Here is a 15,177-nt window from a genome sequence, read left to right as displayed (position 1 = left end):
TTCAAAATTAACTTATTTTTGTAAATTGCCATAAACCTCCTGGCTCTATAGGAAATACAACTATTACCTTTAGAGCATAATTTTTATCTTGCTCTATTTGCTGAAATAAGCTATTGTTATGTTGCATAAAGAAAATCTGGGTATAATCTTGAGGAATAGGCTGAAAAACATCATTTACGACTGGCAACAAATCAACTTTTGACAAGTAATTGCTTAAAGCTAGTATTCCTCCCAAATTAACAGGAGATGGATTTATTACCAATAAGGAATTTTCTGAATTGTTAATAACCAAAGCTGTCTCAGTAATAAATTTTCCAGAGGTTTGCGTCCACCAATTTTCAGATTGAAAAAACTTGACATCAGAAATCAGTCCAACTGTCAACAGTATTGCTAAGGCAATTTGACTAATTCTTTTCCCTAAAATTGCTTCTTGCTCTTGGAAAAAGAGGTAAGCTATAAAGTAAGCTGTAAGAATTTCTAGACTCAAACACAAAGGTAATTGATAACGAATTTGAAGCGAACGTATTCCTCCCAAAAACAAGTCAGCGATAATTAATAATGTAGCAGGCAATCCACCAACTAAAGCAAGAAGTATCCAATTTTTATTGATCGATGATTTTACTAAAAAAGCTATCAAATAACTTACCAAAACTAAACTCAATACCAAAGCAAAAATAGTGTAAATCATAGATCCTTCTAGAGCAAAACTTATACCCATACCCAGATCTGAAGAAGTCAAATTAAAATCAAAAAATGTTCGAGCAATCCGAATCAAAAAAATAGCTATTAACTCAAAGGGATTTTCGACAAACCTGATTGACCAGCCTGAAGTTTGTTGAACTGCTGTATGAATGTAAGTTATCAGGACAACTAGCCAGGGCACAAACATAAGTAAGGCTCCACTGGTAAATAGTAAATAGTTCAACAAAGTTTTTGTGAAACGAAACTGTTGTTCAATAATGACATAAATACCATGAGCAATCATCACTAAAATTGTGAATAAATGAGTGTATAATCCCAGAGTCAATGTGAGTGTATAGGCAATCCAGTTTACTTTTCCTTTCTGCTTAACGGCTCGTAGTAAAGTAGCACTAGATAGGAGAATCTCCACCATCCATAAACCATATTGACGTGCTTCTTGAGCCAAGAAAAGCTGTAAGGGAGAAACAGCTATCAAGGCCATTGCTATCCACCCCACAACCGCAGATTCAAACATTTCTACACAGAGCCAATACGCACTGGGAAATATCAGTAAACTTAGGATAACTGATAAACTCCTTACCCCAGCAGGTGAATCTCCAAAGATTTGCGCCCATAATCTCACCAGGACATAGTAGAGAGGTGGATGTTGTGGGTCAGAAGTGATTAAATAATTCACAGTATCAAACACATTTTGATCGGGGTTTAGGTGTTGATATTTTTGTAATGCTGTAATAGGTATGAGGTCTTGGTGTTGGGCGAGTTCCTGTTGTATCTCTACCAGAGTATGACCAGAAATTGCTACGGATGTCCAGGTTTCATCGCCACAGTAAAACTTTTGGCCTAAATGAGCAAAGTGAAAAAATAACCCTAATCCGATGAGAATGAGTACTATGACTTTTAGTAGAATTGAAGGATGGGTCTTGATTCCTAACTGTGATTGAACCATTGCTGCTTCTTTATTCAACTTTTAGGGTTAATTATACTGTTTCAAACCCATATTCTTCTGAGTGTCGAAAATAAAAATAACTGTACAAACTAAGTGATACGATTAACATCAGTAAACCTTCTGTTATTAGCAGAAGTCCAATACCTCGGCCTGCACCAGTGCCAATGAGTTTACCGATAGTGGGAGCAAGTATACCATTCGATCGCAGCATAGGTTCTAAAATTGCATCAGCTAGTGGACTGGCACTAAGATTACCCAAAGCTGACCCTAAGCCCGTGATAGTGTAGAACAACGCTAGCACACGCCCCTGAACGCTTGGCTCTATACTATTTTGCCAAATTGTATTATTCGTACTTAAGACAATAGGCAGGGTAAAGAATGAAAGCGATATCCCTAAAGTAATCAGCCAGATAGATGGTCTTAAGCCTGCAATCATCAAAGCAATACCATTTAACGCAGAAAACAAAAACAAGGAAGAAACAGATTTTTTCTCTCCTCCCCAGACACTCATAACAATGCTACCAGCAACCATTCCACAGCCAGCAACTGACATGACACTACCAAAAGTTGTCGCTGTGGCAAAAGATAATATCAGAGGATTAATTAAGACTGTCGTCATCCCATTAATTAGGGAAACAAGCGTCATAAATATTAATATTATTTTTAAAATAAGGCGTGAAGAAATATTTTCCCAACCATAAATAATGTCATAAATAACAGCCATTATTCCCGTTTTTGATATCATTTTAGGCTCTGGCTGGGGAATGTTAATGATTGATAATGTTAATAATCCGATAAAGTAGCTAGCAAAATCAATGAGCAGTAGACCTTGAAGCTGTAAATTGACGATAATCACACCTGCTAAGACTGGTGCCGCTAGCTGTCCTACTGCTGAACTAAATTGTATCAAACCGTTAGCTCTGCCAATCTGTTCCCTAGGAACCATCATTGGTAAAGCAGCAGCTTTTGCTGTCATCTGAAAAGAACCACAGACTGATGTAAAAAATGCAGCTATATAAGTATGCCAAAGTTGTAGATTGTCAGTCCATAGGAGTAAAGCCAGTGTGAGTGTAATAATAGATGCTCCTATTTCACTCAATATAATTGTGGTTTTGCGATGCCATTTGTCTACTATAACACCCACAAATGGCGTAATGAGAACACCTGGTAAGGTAGTAAAAAATAACACTAAACTTAATTGGGTCACTGTATGAGTGGTTTGGTAAACCCAGATACCTAAACCAAATCCCGTCAAGCGTGTTCCAACTTCAGATAGGGATTGACCTAACCAAAACAGAAGAAAAGTACGGAATTCACGAATGAAAGACATAATTTGATTTTCACATTCCATAGCTATTAATAGTCTAAATTTGCCAGAAAAAACAGCCCAATTCTAAGAGAATGTAAATTCTCCTAGCTAAATTGTATACCAATAAGAATAACAACCTTTATTTTGCTTAATTCACTATCATACGACGGATAAACTCCAAAATCCTCATACCATGAAACAATCTCGTCAATGCCATCTTACTTGCTAAACAATGGAATGATGTTCTCTTAGATGTTTACATTGATATCTTTAAAGATATTGTGGTTGATGTCAAGCTTGGCATTCCCCCCTCGGTGGCGATTCGCTTTCAATAGTCTACTTTCAGTAGACCGAAAAGTTTTGCGATCGCTCCAGGAGATCGGGTTTTTCTCAGCTGAAAGGCTCAAGGAAATGTATTGCCGAATACATTTCCTCTGATAGAGCAGCGAAGTATTACACCCGACAATACTTGGGAAGTGTGGGCAAAATAGATCGGGGAATAGTATCAGTTAATGCTTACGGTGTTTATAAAAATGTATAGGCGATCGCTACCAACAAAACAAGACGAGTTAAGCGTTCAACTGATGCTTTAGATCCTTCAAGATTATAACCCCCACTTTTACAATCTTTGAACATCGCTTTGATCAATGTCCCTGACAATAATCTATTATACAAAAACTAACGGTTTGAATCCTCAGATATTGGGTTTTCAGTTTGCTTCTGGTTCTGATAAAATAGCCGATGTAGTCTCGGTTTTAATAAATGTGGTTTGGCTCAAATCAGTTCCCGCTAAATTGGCTTGATTCAAATTAACAGCAAAGAAAATTACCCCTTTTAAATTAGCGCCTTTTAAATTAGCATCCTCCAGATCCGTATAAATTAATTTAGCCCCTCTTAAATCTGCTCCTCTTAAATCTGCCCCTTTCAAATTCGTTTTAAATAATTTAGCACAGGTTAAATCTGCTTTTCTTAAATCGGCATAAATTAGTTTAGCACTCGACAAATCTGCCCCACTTAAATTGGTTTGAATTAAGTTAGCAAATAAATGAGAATTACTTAAATCTGCCCCACTTAAATTGGCTGATTTAAGATTAGTTTGCCAAAGTAAAATACTTTTTAATACCGCGCCGCGTAAATCCGCACCTTGCAAATTTACCCCAATAAAACCCCGTTTTCCTGCTGCATAACGATCTAACAGTTCACGAGGACTCATTAAAACCGAGGTGGGACTGTGTTCTGTTGGCTTCATGGGATTTATGATTAAGGGTTTATAACTATACCTCTGTTTTGACACTCCCCAGCCTGAAGGCTTATGGATTCTTGGTTCAACGAAACCACTTAATCAAAGTACCTTGCAGTGCTTTAACCAGAGGTGGGATTCACGCCCTTGCGTAAATTCGGATATGCCCTACCCTATTCGCATTACTGCGAGTTCTTTTTTGACTTGAAACAAATTTGTTTCAAAAAACTGGCTGTCTAGTACCCACGAATCTTTTACCCACTGCTGGGGAAACTAGAACTGTGCAGTAGAACCCTATAGATTCAATTGTCAAGGTGAGCGCGTTTTGCTGTTAGGCAACTAGGTTTTTAGACAGGTTATTTACCTTTCCTGTTACCGCAAATAGTAGCACAATCAGAGGTCAATAGACAACCTAATATAAAGCCTAACTAGGTATTAGGGGTTTTAAACCCATTTTTCTGATAACTCAAAGTGGAGACGGGGTAATCCTTTAATTTTTATCCACCGAGAGACTCAGACTAATGTTATTACCAAAAGAAAATTTCTGATCAGGATTATCAGGGTTTTGGCAAATTATCCTATCAGTATTTTCTACAACAAAAAGTATAAAAGAATACTTGTATTGTAAAGTTTGGGAGAATTGAGCGATCGCTATTTTTAATCACCTCATCGCTCAAACCTCAATTTAATCGTTATCCTAGAATTTGGCATCAAGTCAGCGATTAACTTTAACCCTCAAAAACACTGAATTAAATGCTACTTAAATAGATTCCCATTGTTAATGCTGTCCTAGAGACTGCCAAACAGACTTGAGGGAATTTTGAGTCTGTTTTAAGACTTGATGAAACGGTTTTTGCGCCTGAATAAATACACGAGCACAATTGCGCCCCGGCATCCCTGAAATTGAACCGCCGGGATGAGTCCCTGCACCCGTTAAAAATAAACCTTGAATGGGGGTGGTATAATTCGCCAATTCCGGCAGGGGACGGAAAAAAATCATCTGATCTAAGGTCATATCAAGATGATAACAATTACCTTTATAAGATCCTAACCGTTCTCCTAATTCCGCCGGACTTTCCACCCGCCGCGCTAAAATTGAATGCTTGAGATTAGGAGCGTATTCAGCAATTTTATCCAGCACCCGATCAGCTACTTTATATTTTAACTCATCCGTCCATCCGGTTCCATTTAACCCCGTTCCTTCGGCTCCAGCTATTTGATAAGGGGCAAAAAATTCAATCCATAAGGTATGTTTTCCTTCAGGAGCCATAGAAGGATCTAATACCGTTGGGACGACTAAATAAACAGAAGGATCATGATCAGGAATTTCCCCAACCGTACATAAATTATGGGCTTTTTCAACATGATTAACAGAATCAGCAATTAACACTGATCCAATTAAATAACTATCTTGATGATTATAAGCATCAAATCGTAAAGGTTCCGATAAAGCACAATCAATTTTAAGGATTGTTTCATTATTATTAATCATTTTGCGATCTAATCGTTCTCGCAAATTTGGGTCGGCTGCGTCTATATCTCCCGCATCCACACATTGTAAAAATAACCGTCGAGCATCAATATTAGAAATCACTCCCCGTTTAGCTCGATATTCTTGAATTTCTGATACTCTCACGCCAACCACACGACCGTTATCAATTAATAGTTTTTGCACCGGAGTTTCGGTTAGAATAACGCCCCCTAAATGTTTAACTAAATTGACTAAGGCTTGAGTCAACGCGCCTGTACCCCCACGAGGGCGAGACATCCCCGGATGATGACGCATGGCTAACATACTCGCCCCCACAGAAATACCTTTTTGAGAAGGAGGAGCGCCAATTTCTGCGGCTAATCTTGCTAAAGGTGCTTTAACAATTTCGGTATCAAACCATTCATTAACTAAATCCTCTGGACTAATTAACATGGTTCTAACAAAATCTAAGATTTTATCCGTTCCTCCAAAAACGGCTAATAAATCCCTAAAGGAATCAGAATCAAAGTTTTTAGCAATATCAAGAATTGCAGTTGGAGGCGCATTAAATAAAGGACTAACAGCACTCATAATTCGTTGCCAATATTCAACAAATTCTTTATATTTTTGAGCATCCCGTTCACTATATCGAGCTATTTCTGCACAGGTTTTTTCAACGGAACGATGAGCTAAAAAATACCGTCCATCGGGATGCGGACAAAACACAACGGGGTCACAATATAAATACTCTAAACCATATTTTGTTAATTCTAATTCCTGAACAATGGGGCCAAGATGGATAAATTCATGATCAATAGCACAGAGGTTAAACTTAAATCCAGGTGCTTCTTTAGGGATAACTTCTTCTGTGGTAGCCGCCCCCCCAGGAACGGGACGTTTTTCTAACAGCAAAACACTATATCCGGCTTTGAGAAGATAAGCCGCACAAACTAACCCATTATGACCTGCACCAATTATAATCACATCATAAGTAGACATCAGAAAACCCCAGTATTGATCACTGGGTTTAGTTTATCAATAGATTCTACTCTTTCATAGTCCCTCAAGTAAAATATAGAGGAAAATTTATATCTTTTGGAAGAAGGATGATTTATTTAAGATCATTATATTAGTAAAAAGACACTAAAAATTTGATCTATAATTAGGAGAAAAAGATGAGTCAAAATCAAACTGAAGATTCAAAGACTTTACCCCAAGAGGTTGCCGAAAATCCAGGCGCGAGAGCCGCCGCCATTCATAGTAATCCTACCATTACTCAAGAAGAAGCAAAAAATGCCGCCGAAGGAAAAAGTCCCAATGGTGCTGGCGGCGTGGCTCCCAGTTCGGCTGAGTCTTACGTTCCCAGTTCTTCTGACCCTAACCCAACAAATCTTCCTAGTACCACTTAAGCTCAAGGAGTTAAGAGAAACCCCACCTCAATTGTTCCGCTTTGGGAAAGACTGGGGTGGGGTTAGGGGTCAATAAAAGCTAAAAAAAATTCTAAAAAATTCTTACCTCTGGACTTAAAGACAAGTCATGCAGAGTTGGCAATTGAATTAAAAAATGCTAGAATCTAATATAAGATTATAAGTTTTTCAATCGTCGCCAATCGCCTAAGTTACGACACTGCCGAAAGAGGGAAAAAGCGGTTCCAAAGGAGCACTCATGACGGATGGAAAAGTCACGAATTGTTGTAACAACTTCCAGCACTGTATCAGGATCGGCATCAAGTTGAAGATGAACTTGCTCCAGCAGGGAGACAACATTTTCAGCAGGTAAACACAGACTTAGAACTTCTTTGACTTGCGCGTATTTGTTGTTCACGGGCTACGGTTTGGGTAAGGGGGAGACTAATTAGAATGATTCTATCTTAGGATAGATGAAAAAACTTGAAAGTTATTATAAAGGATCATTTCAAAAATTCAGAAGTTGAGTTCGCTATTATTATTTTAATTAACCTTTAAACAGAGAATTAATAGCCACAATTAACAATCAGTAATAAATTGAAAAGACTATGACAAACGTGAAAATACAAACCAGTAAAAGTTATCAGGAGTTTTTAATTGAACAGTTAAAAGATCCTGAACACGCTGCACTTTATATTGAAGCCTGCTTAGAAGAACAGCATCCAGAACCGGAATTACTGAGAAATGTCTTGAGAAATGTGATAGAAGCTCAAGAACAAAATAACACTCTATCTGAATCTTCAAAGTTATCTCATCAAAAACTCGATCAAATCTTAACAGAAAGCGGTTGTGCTGAAATTTATGCTTTTGTTGAAGTTTTAAATACTTTAGGGTTTCAAATTTCGATCAGTTTGAAAGAAACAGAATAATAAACAGGTTAAAGGTTAATCGTTATTGTGTTTGTGCAATAACTCAATGCTTAATCCAAATCATAGGCTGATAAGCATTGTTGGTTTTTTGCTGAAAATCTTGATACTTATCTAAAGGAGTTTTTATTAAAAAACTATAATGATTGTTGAGATTATCAATATAACTCTGGGAATATAATTTATACAAGCTAATAATCTCTTGTATCTCTGACTCCGTTAAAATTCTTCGAGGATTAAATAAACATTCTTGATAAATAAAATAGAGAAGGGCTTTAGATAATAAAAGATGATTAATTTCACGAGCCTCTTGAATCCGATTTTTTTGTCTAGTTAGATTTTGCTGTTTTAAGTAAATCGCTGTCAGATAAGCTTTGAATAAATTTATATAAGCTGAGTAGATAATATAAATCTGATCTAAGGATAAGCTAATTTGATCTCGATTGTTGTGAAGGCTAATTAATTCTCTTAGATGATTTTCCTGTCTATCTAATAATAGTTCTATACTTAACGCTGTATTTTCACTCAGCCCATAATCTTCTAAAAGCTGAATCAAGGTTAATGAATTTTTGATTAATAGTTTACTCTCGGATAAAAGTTTACGCTGTTCATTTTTGATCAAGCTTTCTATTTGATTTTGAACAATAAATAATTGCTTATCCAGGTTGTCTAACTTGGAGCTAATCAGATAATAGCCAACTAAATTAACACCTAAATTCATTCCTGATAGAGCAATATTAATCCCAGATAAACTATGAATCTGTTTAACAAGGGTTAATGTTTTTTTGATATCAATCGAGTTAACAATAATAGTCCCAGCAGACGATAGTACAATTTCCGCATAGGTCGCTACATCACTACAAGCTAAGATTTGCTCGGCGTGAGCAATAACTTCCTGAGTAGCAGCATTCCTAGCAATACCACTAGCAAAGTTAATTGTTACCTCTCCTAAATCATTCAGTTGAGGAAATTGTTTTAAAAGCTGGTCATACATATTATTAATTTCCTGGTAATGTGGGCATTCGGTTTTGATATATGCTAGTATAAATAAAAAGTATTGTCATCACCAATAACACTTCATCCCTTTGCTGGAAAAACTTAGAACCTGCTAATAATGTTGCCACTAAACCAACACCTCCAGCAATTCCCCATCCAATAGGGCCTGCTACAACTGCTAAACCTCCTAGAAATGCAGCCAAATTTATCCCAAAAACACCTAAAATTGCTGGCAGTACAACAGTGACGAGGAAACCTGTTGATAAATAGTGAAATGACAAACCAGCGACTATAGGTAGTGCAGCACCTAAAGCTACTGGGGTAGCACCACCTAAAATAGCTTCTATCATAGCTTTATTTAATATTTCATCCGTTAGCTTAGCATGATACTTAACAGCAGTTTCTTCCTGAATTTTTTTGATTAATTGTTGTTTTTCTTTCTCTCCTAATGATTTAAACACAAATAACAAAAGATTGCGTGAAATCGCTTCTAATTGGTCTCTAATTTCACTCACTTCAGTAACCGTATGAATTTTTAAAATTTGTGCTAAAATTAGATCCTTTTGTTCACTCAACTCATCATTTTTTTCATTTTTGTTTTCTAAAATAAATTTTTTAATGTACTTTCGCCAACAACCGATAATATCTCGATCATTAATTTCTTTCAGGCTTTTTACAGACTTAGTATGGTTTTGCAGAAAACCGTAAATTGTATTTATCATTTCCTGTCGTTTAGGAGGAAAAATATTAATATTGATCAGATTAAGGTTGTTAAAAATATTTCTGAGTTGTTCGTCTTTTAGAGACTCTAAATCAGATTTTATAAAAGCATTCATAATCGAACCCCTGGTTAATCATCAACATGAGCCACTGTATATTTTATTTATAATCTATCTAAACGTCAAGCAAATTTAAAATTTAACTTTTAATACAGTCTTTATTAGCAAATCTATGTATTTATACGGATTGATAACAGCATGAAAATTTCCGTATTTATACGGATGACCAAAACCAGAGTTATATATTAATATATTAAAGAGTTTAGCAAAAAATAGCTTTTATCCAAAACATTATCGATTTTTACAAAAATCACAATAGAGTTTTGATACAGTTGCTAAAAACCAAACTCAAACAGGTTCAATAGTAATATTAAGGAGTAATTATGAGCGATAAGTTTGCTAAAAAAGTTGCTAAAGAATCTATTCTTGCTTTTGCAAAAGGTTTCTTTTCCAGACTAGGAGATATTGTCGCAATGGTTTTATTTCCATTCAATGTAATGCTAGGATTAGGGGGGAAATTTCTAGGATTTGTAATTATGATTTTAGGTTTATTCGTGGATGCTCCTGATAGTAATGATGCTCCTGATAGTAATATTGGAGATATTTGATCTTCTAATATTAATTTTGTTTGGTGTAGAGCGATCGCCCTTTTTAAAAGAGCGATCGCTTTTTAGGGTACTAAAACACAACAACAACTATCTACAAAATATATTCTGTATTATTCAGACAGTAACTTACACAGTTTTTGAGTAATTTGTTCTTGTGTATCTTCGGATAATTGACCGAGTTCACGCAAGATAATAGATGATCGAACTGTGACTAAAAAATCTAACTTGATCGTTGAAGGTTTGTGTAACCCAGAGGCTTTAAAATCAGGGTGATCTGTATTTAGTAAAACATCTGATTCTGTTATATTAGTTGGAGTTGTACTGGTAATCAACGCTAGAATAATATGATTATACTGCCCAATTTGATTGGTAAGACAAAACGCAGGACGGACTTTTGTTGCAGATAAATCATCAAATGGAAAATGCACTAATACAACTTTACCTTTAGTCATAAAACGGCTTTCCATCACTAATGGTGTAAATATCTTCTTCAGGGTTTTTTAGAAAGTCAAAGGCGGGATTGTTAGCAACTGCATGAAGCCATTCTTGAGTATTAGGTTCACTATAATTCTGTAAATCTTCTCGATCTTTCCACATTCCAACACCAGGATCATCTTTAATAGAAATAGAAGACTGTTGAATTGATAGTTGCTGATTTGCTAATCGTTTTTCTAAGTTTTGTCTTTCTTCCGGTGTTAATGAAGAAATGATTTGAACTAAAGAATCGATGAGTTTATGGTTCATATTCTTTTAATTTCTCAATAATCCTATATTAATTATAGCGCGATCGCTCCCTTGTTTTCACACTTCAGGGCTACTAAAGATTAAATTAAAATTTAACTAAATAAATAAGTTAATTGAAACTTGAAAATAATCAGCCAGTGCTTTTGCTTGCATCTTACTAATAGAACGTTTACCATTAACAACTTCAGAGACAACATCACTTGAGCCAATAGCACCAACTAAATCCTTTTCACAAGTTCCACTGATTTCCATCAAATGTTGTAGGATCTCGTGGGGTGCAGATTCATCGATGGGATACTGTTCTGATTCGTAGGTTTCAACTAACTGAACCAGCAATTTTAATAATGCTCGTTCTTCAGGAGTGCGAGTTTTAGCAAAGGTTAATCGTTCAACAATAGCTAAAATACGATCATACTCCTCCTCCGTTTCAATCACTTGAGGAGTGACTTCAGCTAACAGATTTCTATAAACAGCTTTATCAATAGTAAGGGTCATTTTTCCATTTGCCTTTGTCATATTCGGCATGAGTCAGAAAATATTTGTAGTAAACGATCTGTTCTTCGTAGTCGATACCTACAATTAATCGATAATTGTTACCTTTGATGTTAAATACAGTAAAATTACTCACGGCTTCAGCATCTCGGTAAATTTTACGAACATCTTCTAGGTTCTTCCAATTGGCTTTTTTGACAACTGCATACCAATCATCAATCTGCTTTTTGACATCAGAATATTTTGCAGTATCAGTACGAAGATTCCGTATTGATATTAAATGGAACATAATCTTTAAACTTAATTATTTTTTTCATAGGCTTATCAATTTTTTATCTGAATTTATTTTAATTGTATCATTTATTCAATATATCGTCAAGTCTTTACACTTATTAATGATTTGAACTAAAGAATCGATGAGTTTATGGTTCATATTCTTTCAATTCCTCAATAATCCTATATTAATTATAGCGCGATCGCCCTTTTTAAAAGAGCGATCGCCTTTTAATGCGCTAAAGCGCAACTACTAGCTTATTCAACGCCTTCAATGGGTGCAAAACCTTGACGTTGAATGTTTTCAGTGATGTGACGGGGTTCTAAGAATTGTAATAAATAATCGGGGCCACCCGCCTTAGATCCAACACCCGAAAGTTTAAACCCACCGAAGGGTTGACGGGAAACAATAGCCCCCGTAATTCCTCGGTTAATATACAAATTTCCTACTTCAAATTCCGCTTTTGCCTTGCTAATATGGGACGGAGTTCGTGAATATAAACCCCCCGTTAATGCAAAATTAGTCCCATTAGCAATAGTCAACGCTTCCTCAAAATTTTGGGCTTTAATCACGGATAAAACCGGGCCAAAAATTTCCTCTTGGGCGATTTTTGCCGTCGGTAAAACATTAATAAAAACCGTTGGGCCGACAAAATAACCCGTTTCTGGTACAGACACTTGGATCGCTAATTCTGCTTCTTGTTTACCAATCTCAATATACTCCTTAATCTTCTGTTGAGCATTGGCATCAATCACCGGGCCAACCTGCGTACTCAGTAACGCCGCATCCCCCACATTTAAAGACCGTACTGCCTCTGTTAAACGGTTAACAAACGCCTGATAAACAGGTTCCAACACCACCACGCGGGAACAGGCGGAACATTTTTGACCCGTATACCCAAAGGCAGAATAGACCACCCCCGCCACCGCTTGGTCAAGGTCGGCACTTTCATCAACAATAATGGCATTTTTGCCCCCCATTTCGGCAACAACCCGCTTCAGATGTTTCTGTCCGGGTTTCAGCAGTGCCGCTTCTGCATAAATCCGACATCCCACCTCTTGGGAACCCGTGAAGGTAATCATGTGAACGTCCGGGTGTTGTACCATGTAGGAACCCACCGTTGAACCTTTTCCGGGTACATATTGGAACACTCCCGGTGGCACACCTGCATCGACTAACACTTCGGTAATTTTAGCAGCAATCACCGATGAAACTTCCGCAGGCTTGAGTAACGTGCAGTTACCCGTGACTAAGGATGCGACCGTCATCCCAACGGGAATGGCGAGGGGGAAATTCCAGGGGGAAATAATCAGAGAAATGCCACGTGGCTGATAGTTATAACGGTTGGTTTCTCCGGCGGTATCATACTGGTAGCCCTGATCTAACCGTTCCATTTCATCGGCATAATAGCGACAAAAATCAATCGCTTCCGATATCTCAGCATCGCACTGGTGCAGGGGTTTGCCGACTTCATACACCATCCAAGCACTGAACTCCGCCCGTCGTTGTTCAAACAGTTCGGCAGCTTTCCGCAGCACACCCGCCCGTTCTCGGACTGGAGTATGCCGCCATGCAGGGAATGCAGCTTTGGCGGCTTGAATAGCGGTTTCCGCCTGTTCAACACTAATTAACCCGACTTTCCCAACAATTTCTGAGGGGTTGGAGGGGTTTACCGAGTCTACAATTTGCACGGTATTGACATATTGACCATTAATTAACGGGTTGTAAGTTTGTCCCAATTGATGATAGACAATTTCTAAGGCGCGTAACCCTTTATCGCGTAAAGCAGCATTAGAAAAGTTCGTATCGGCTGAATTTGGAAATACGGGTTTCCAGGTATCAAAAATATTGCTATTTGGGTTATCTTTTGGAGGTGATAATAACTCCTCAATGGGGCGATTTTCTGAACTTTGACGCACAAAGGAACTATTAGCCGTATTTTCTAATAACCGCCGAATTAAATAAGACATTCCGGGTAATAAATCCCCATAAGGGCAATACATTCTGACCCGATATCCTTTCTGAACTAAGGCTTTAGCGAGTTGATCTCCCATGCCATATAATACCTGCATTTCAAAGGCACGACTAGGGACATTTAAGGTTTCAGCAATGGCGATCGCTCTAGCTTGAGAACGAACATTATGGCTACCAATAGCTGAATAAATATATTGATGATTTTCTAACATCAATTGGGTCAACCGTTCAAAATTAGCATCCGTTGCAGCTTTATCATTATAGACAGGTTGGGGCCAGTCATTCTGCATGGATTTAATTGTTTCTTGATCCCAATAAGCCCCTTTAACCAGTCGAATACTCAGGGGATATCCCCGCAACTTCAGCCATTCTATAATTCCTTCTAAATCCTTTTGAGACTCCCGCAAATAGGCTTGTACCGTCATCCCAATATCCGTGCGGCTGCGGAATTCTTCTTCCATCAACAGATTTTTTAAAATGCTGAAGGTTAAATCTTTATAGGCGTATTGTTCCATATCAAAATGAACAGCAGCCCCCAATTCTTTCGCCCGACGTAATAAAATTCGGATACGTTTACCAACTTTTTCTTCACTTCCTTTAGCATCTAAGGGGTCAAATTGAGAATAAAAAGCCGTTAATTTAACGGAAACTTGAACTTGAGGAATAGGCTGTCCATCGGCTTGATCAATTTGGGGAATATTCTGCCATCTTTTCGCAGCATTGCTGAGGTTTTCTATCAATTCTAAATAATTATTGAGGTAAGATTCTGCCTCAGTTTCGGTAATAACAGCTTCCCCTAATAAATCAACAGTAAACGCCATTTTATCTTTGCGTAACTGTTCTAAAGTTCTAATCACTTTGGGAATATTTTCCCCAGCAATATATTTTTGAGCTAAGGTTTCTACCGCCGGAGCTACTGTTGTTGCCGCCAGTTGTCCGGCTACGGAGTCGGGGTTAGCAAAATTAAGTAATTTTTTGAGAAAATCGGGGAGTTCGACTGCTTCTGTTGTCAGATATTCCTGTAAATGTGCGGCAATTTCGGGTCTACTCCGCAGCGCTGGTAAACAATCAATAAAATGAAATAATTGCACCCGTAAACCAGGGTTTGCCATTGTCCAGTCGAGGAGTTTATCATCTAAGCGCATTTGGTCTTGTAACTGACCCAACAATGAGCGTTTTTTCTCCTGGGTCGCCGCCAGCAGTTGTTTAGCAATCTCTTGTGTTTTGGCTTCGTAGGTGTCAGGGTATTGTGCAACCACTGTTTAAAGTCTCCAATAACGATACAGCATGACAAAGGGGAGAAAATATCA

General features: G+C 37.4%; 15 protein-coding genes. 3 read left to right on the top strand and 12 right to left on the bottom strand.

Annotated elements, in window-relative coordinates; all coding sequences use genetic code 11:
* Positions 1-7 precede the first annotated feature (7 nt).
* The 4 genes from PL8927_RS02390 to crtO form a co-directional block, all read right to left on the bottom strand.
* Positions 8-1,666: a glycosyltransferase family 39 protein gene (locus PL8927_RS02390; RefSeq protein WP_231505890.1), complete on the bottom strand. Its 1,659-nt coding sequence runs from the start codon at positions 1,664-1,666 to the stop codon at positions 8-10.
* 13 nt (positions 1,667-1,679) lie between these two features.
* Positions 1,680-2,999 carry an MFS transporter gene (locus PL8927_RS02385; protein ID WP_083617232.1) on the bottom strand — a complete coding sequence of 440 codons (1,320 nt, stop codon included), beginning with the start codon at positions 2,997-2,999 and terminating at the stop codon, positions 1,680-1,682.
* A 667-nt stretch (positions 3,000-3,666) separates the two neighbouring features.
* Complete coding sequence (locus PL8927_RS02380) at positions 3,667-4,206, bottom strand: pentapeptide repeat-containing protein (RefSeq protein ID WP_083617228.1); 540 nt, start codon at positions 4,204-4,206, stop codon at positions 3,667-3,669.
* A gap of 769 nt (positions 4,207-4,975) precedes the next feature.
* Positions 4,976-6,667, bottom strand: coding sequence for a beta-carotene ketolase CrtO (gene crtO / locus PL8927_RS02375; RefSeq protein ID WP_083617227.1), 1,692 nt, complete (start codon positions 6,665-6,667; stop codon positions 4,976-4,978).
* A gap of 176 nt (positions 6,668-6,843) precedes the next feature.
* On the opposite strand from crtO, the gene PL8927_RS02370 reads away from it, so the two are divergent.
* Complete coding sequence (locus PL8927_RS02370; protein ID WP_083617224.1) at positions 6,844-7,077, top strand: hypothetical protein; 234 nt, start codon at positions 6,844-6,846, stop codon at positions 7,075-7,077.
* 175 nt (positions 7,078-7,252) lie between these two features.
* Here the strand turns inward: PL8927_RS02370 and PL8927_RS02365 are convergent, their stop codons facing one another.
* Complete coding sequence (locus tag PL8927_RS02365) at positions 7,253-7,492, bottom strand: hypothetical protein (RefSeq protein ID WP_156093076.1); 240 nt, start codon at positions 7,490-7,492, stop codon at positions 7,253-7,255.
* 190 nt (positions 7,493-7,682) lie between these two features.
* On the opposite strand from PL8927_RS02365, the gene PL8927_RS02360 reads away from it, so the two are divergent.
* Positions 7,683-8,003, top strand: coding sequence for a helix-turn-helix domain-containing transcriptional regulator (locus PL8927_RS02360; RefSeq protein ID WP_197047292.1), 321 nt, complete (start codon positions 7,683-7,685; stop codon positions 8,001-8,003).
* A 43-nt stretch (positions 8,004-8,046) separates the two neighbouring features.
* On the opposite strand, the gene PL8927_RS02355 is transcribed toward PL8927_RS02360, so the two are convergent.
* Complete coding sequence (locus tag PL8927_RS02355; RefSeq protein ID WP_083617222.1) at positions 8,047-8,994, bottom strand: hypothetical protein; 948 nt, start codon at positions 8,992-8,994, stop codon at positions 8,047-8,049.
* A 4-nt stretch (positions 8,995-8,998) separates the two neighbouring features.
* Positions 8,999-9,832, bottom strand: a complete 834-nt coding sequence (locus PL8927_RS02350; protein ID WP_083617219.1) for a VIT1/CCC1 transporter family protein — start codon at positions 9,830-9,832, stop codon at positions 8,999-9,001.
* Between the two features lie 326 nt (positions 9,833-10,158).
* Here PL8927_RS02350 and PL8927_RS02345 point away from each other — a divergent pair, with 326 nt between their 5' ends.
* Positions 10,159-10,383, top strand: a complete 225-nt coding sequence (locus PL8927_RS02345; RefSeq protein WP_083617216.1) for a hypothetical protein — start codon at positions 10,159-10,161, stop codon at positions 10,381-10,383.
* A 110-nt stretch (positions 10,384-10,493) separates the two neighbouring features.
* On the opposite strand, the gene PL8927_RS02340 is transcribed toward PL8927_RS02345, so the two are convergent.
* The 5 genes from PL8927_RS02340 to pruA all read right to left on the bottom strand — a co-directional run bounded on the left by PL8927_RS02340 (position 10,494) and on the right by pruA (position 15,126).
* Positions 10,494-10,835, bottom strand: coding sequence for a type II toxin-antitoxin system PemK/MazF family toxin (locus tag PL8927_RS02340; protein WP_083617210.1), 342 nt, complete (start codon positions 10,833-10,835; stop codon positions 10,494-10,496).
* Positions 10,828-11,127 carry a hypothetical protein gene (locus PL8927_RS02335; protein ID WP_156093075.1) on the bottom strand — a complete coding sequence of 100 codons (300 nt, stop codon included), beginning with the start codon at positions 11,125-11,127 and terminating at the stop codon, positions 10,828-10,830. The genes PL8927_RS02340 and PL8927_RS02335 overlap by 8 nt, the downstream gene beginning before the upstream one ends.
* Before the next feature lie 96 nt (positions 11,128-11,223).
* A complete protein-coding gene (locus tag PL8927_RS02330; RefSeq protein ID WP_083617207.1) occupies positions 11,224-11,622 on the bottom strand; it encodes a helix-turn-helix domain-containing protein in 399 nt (132 codons plus the stop codon).
* Entirely contained in the window at positions 11,606-11,908 is a 303-nt protein-coding gene (locus PL8927_RS02325) for a type II toxin-antitoxin system HigB family toxin (protein WP_083617205.1), read from the bottom strand. Before PL8927_RS02325 ends, PL8927_RS02330 begins: the two co-directional genes overlap by 17 nt.
* A 242-nt stretch (positions 11,909-12,150) precedes the next feature.
* Positions 12,151-15,126, bottom strand: coding sequence for an L-glutamate gamma-semialdehyde dehydrogenase (gene pruA / locus PL8927_RS02320; RefSeq protein ID WP_083617202.1), 2,976 nt, complete (start codon positions 15,124-15,126; stop codon positions 12,151-12,153).
* Positions 15,127-15,177 lie beyond the last annotated feature (51 nt).

Source organism: Planktothrix serta PCC 8927 (genome assembly GCF_900010725.2).
GTDB classification, from domain to species: domain Bacteria; phylum Cyanobacteriota; class Cyanobacteriia; order Cyanobacteriales; family Microcoleaceae; genus Planktothrix; species Planktothrix serta.
The sequence above is the reverse complement of the archived record's forward strand: the minus strand, read 5'-3'. Positions and strand labels throughout refer to the sequence as shown.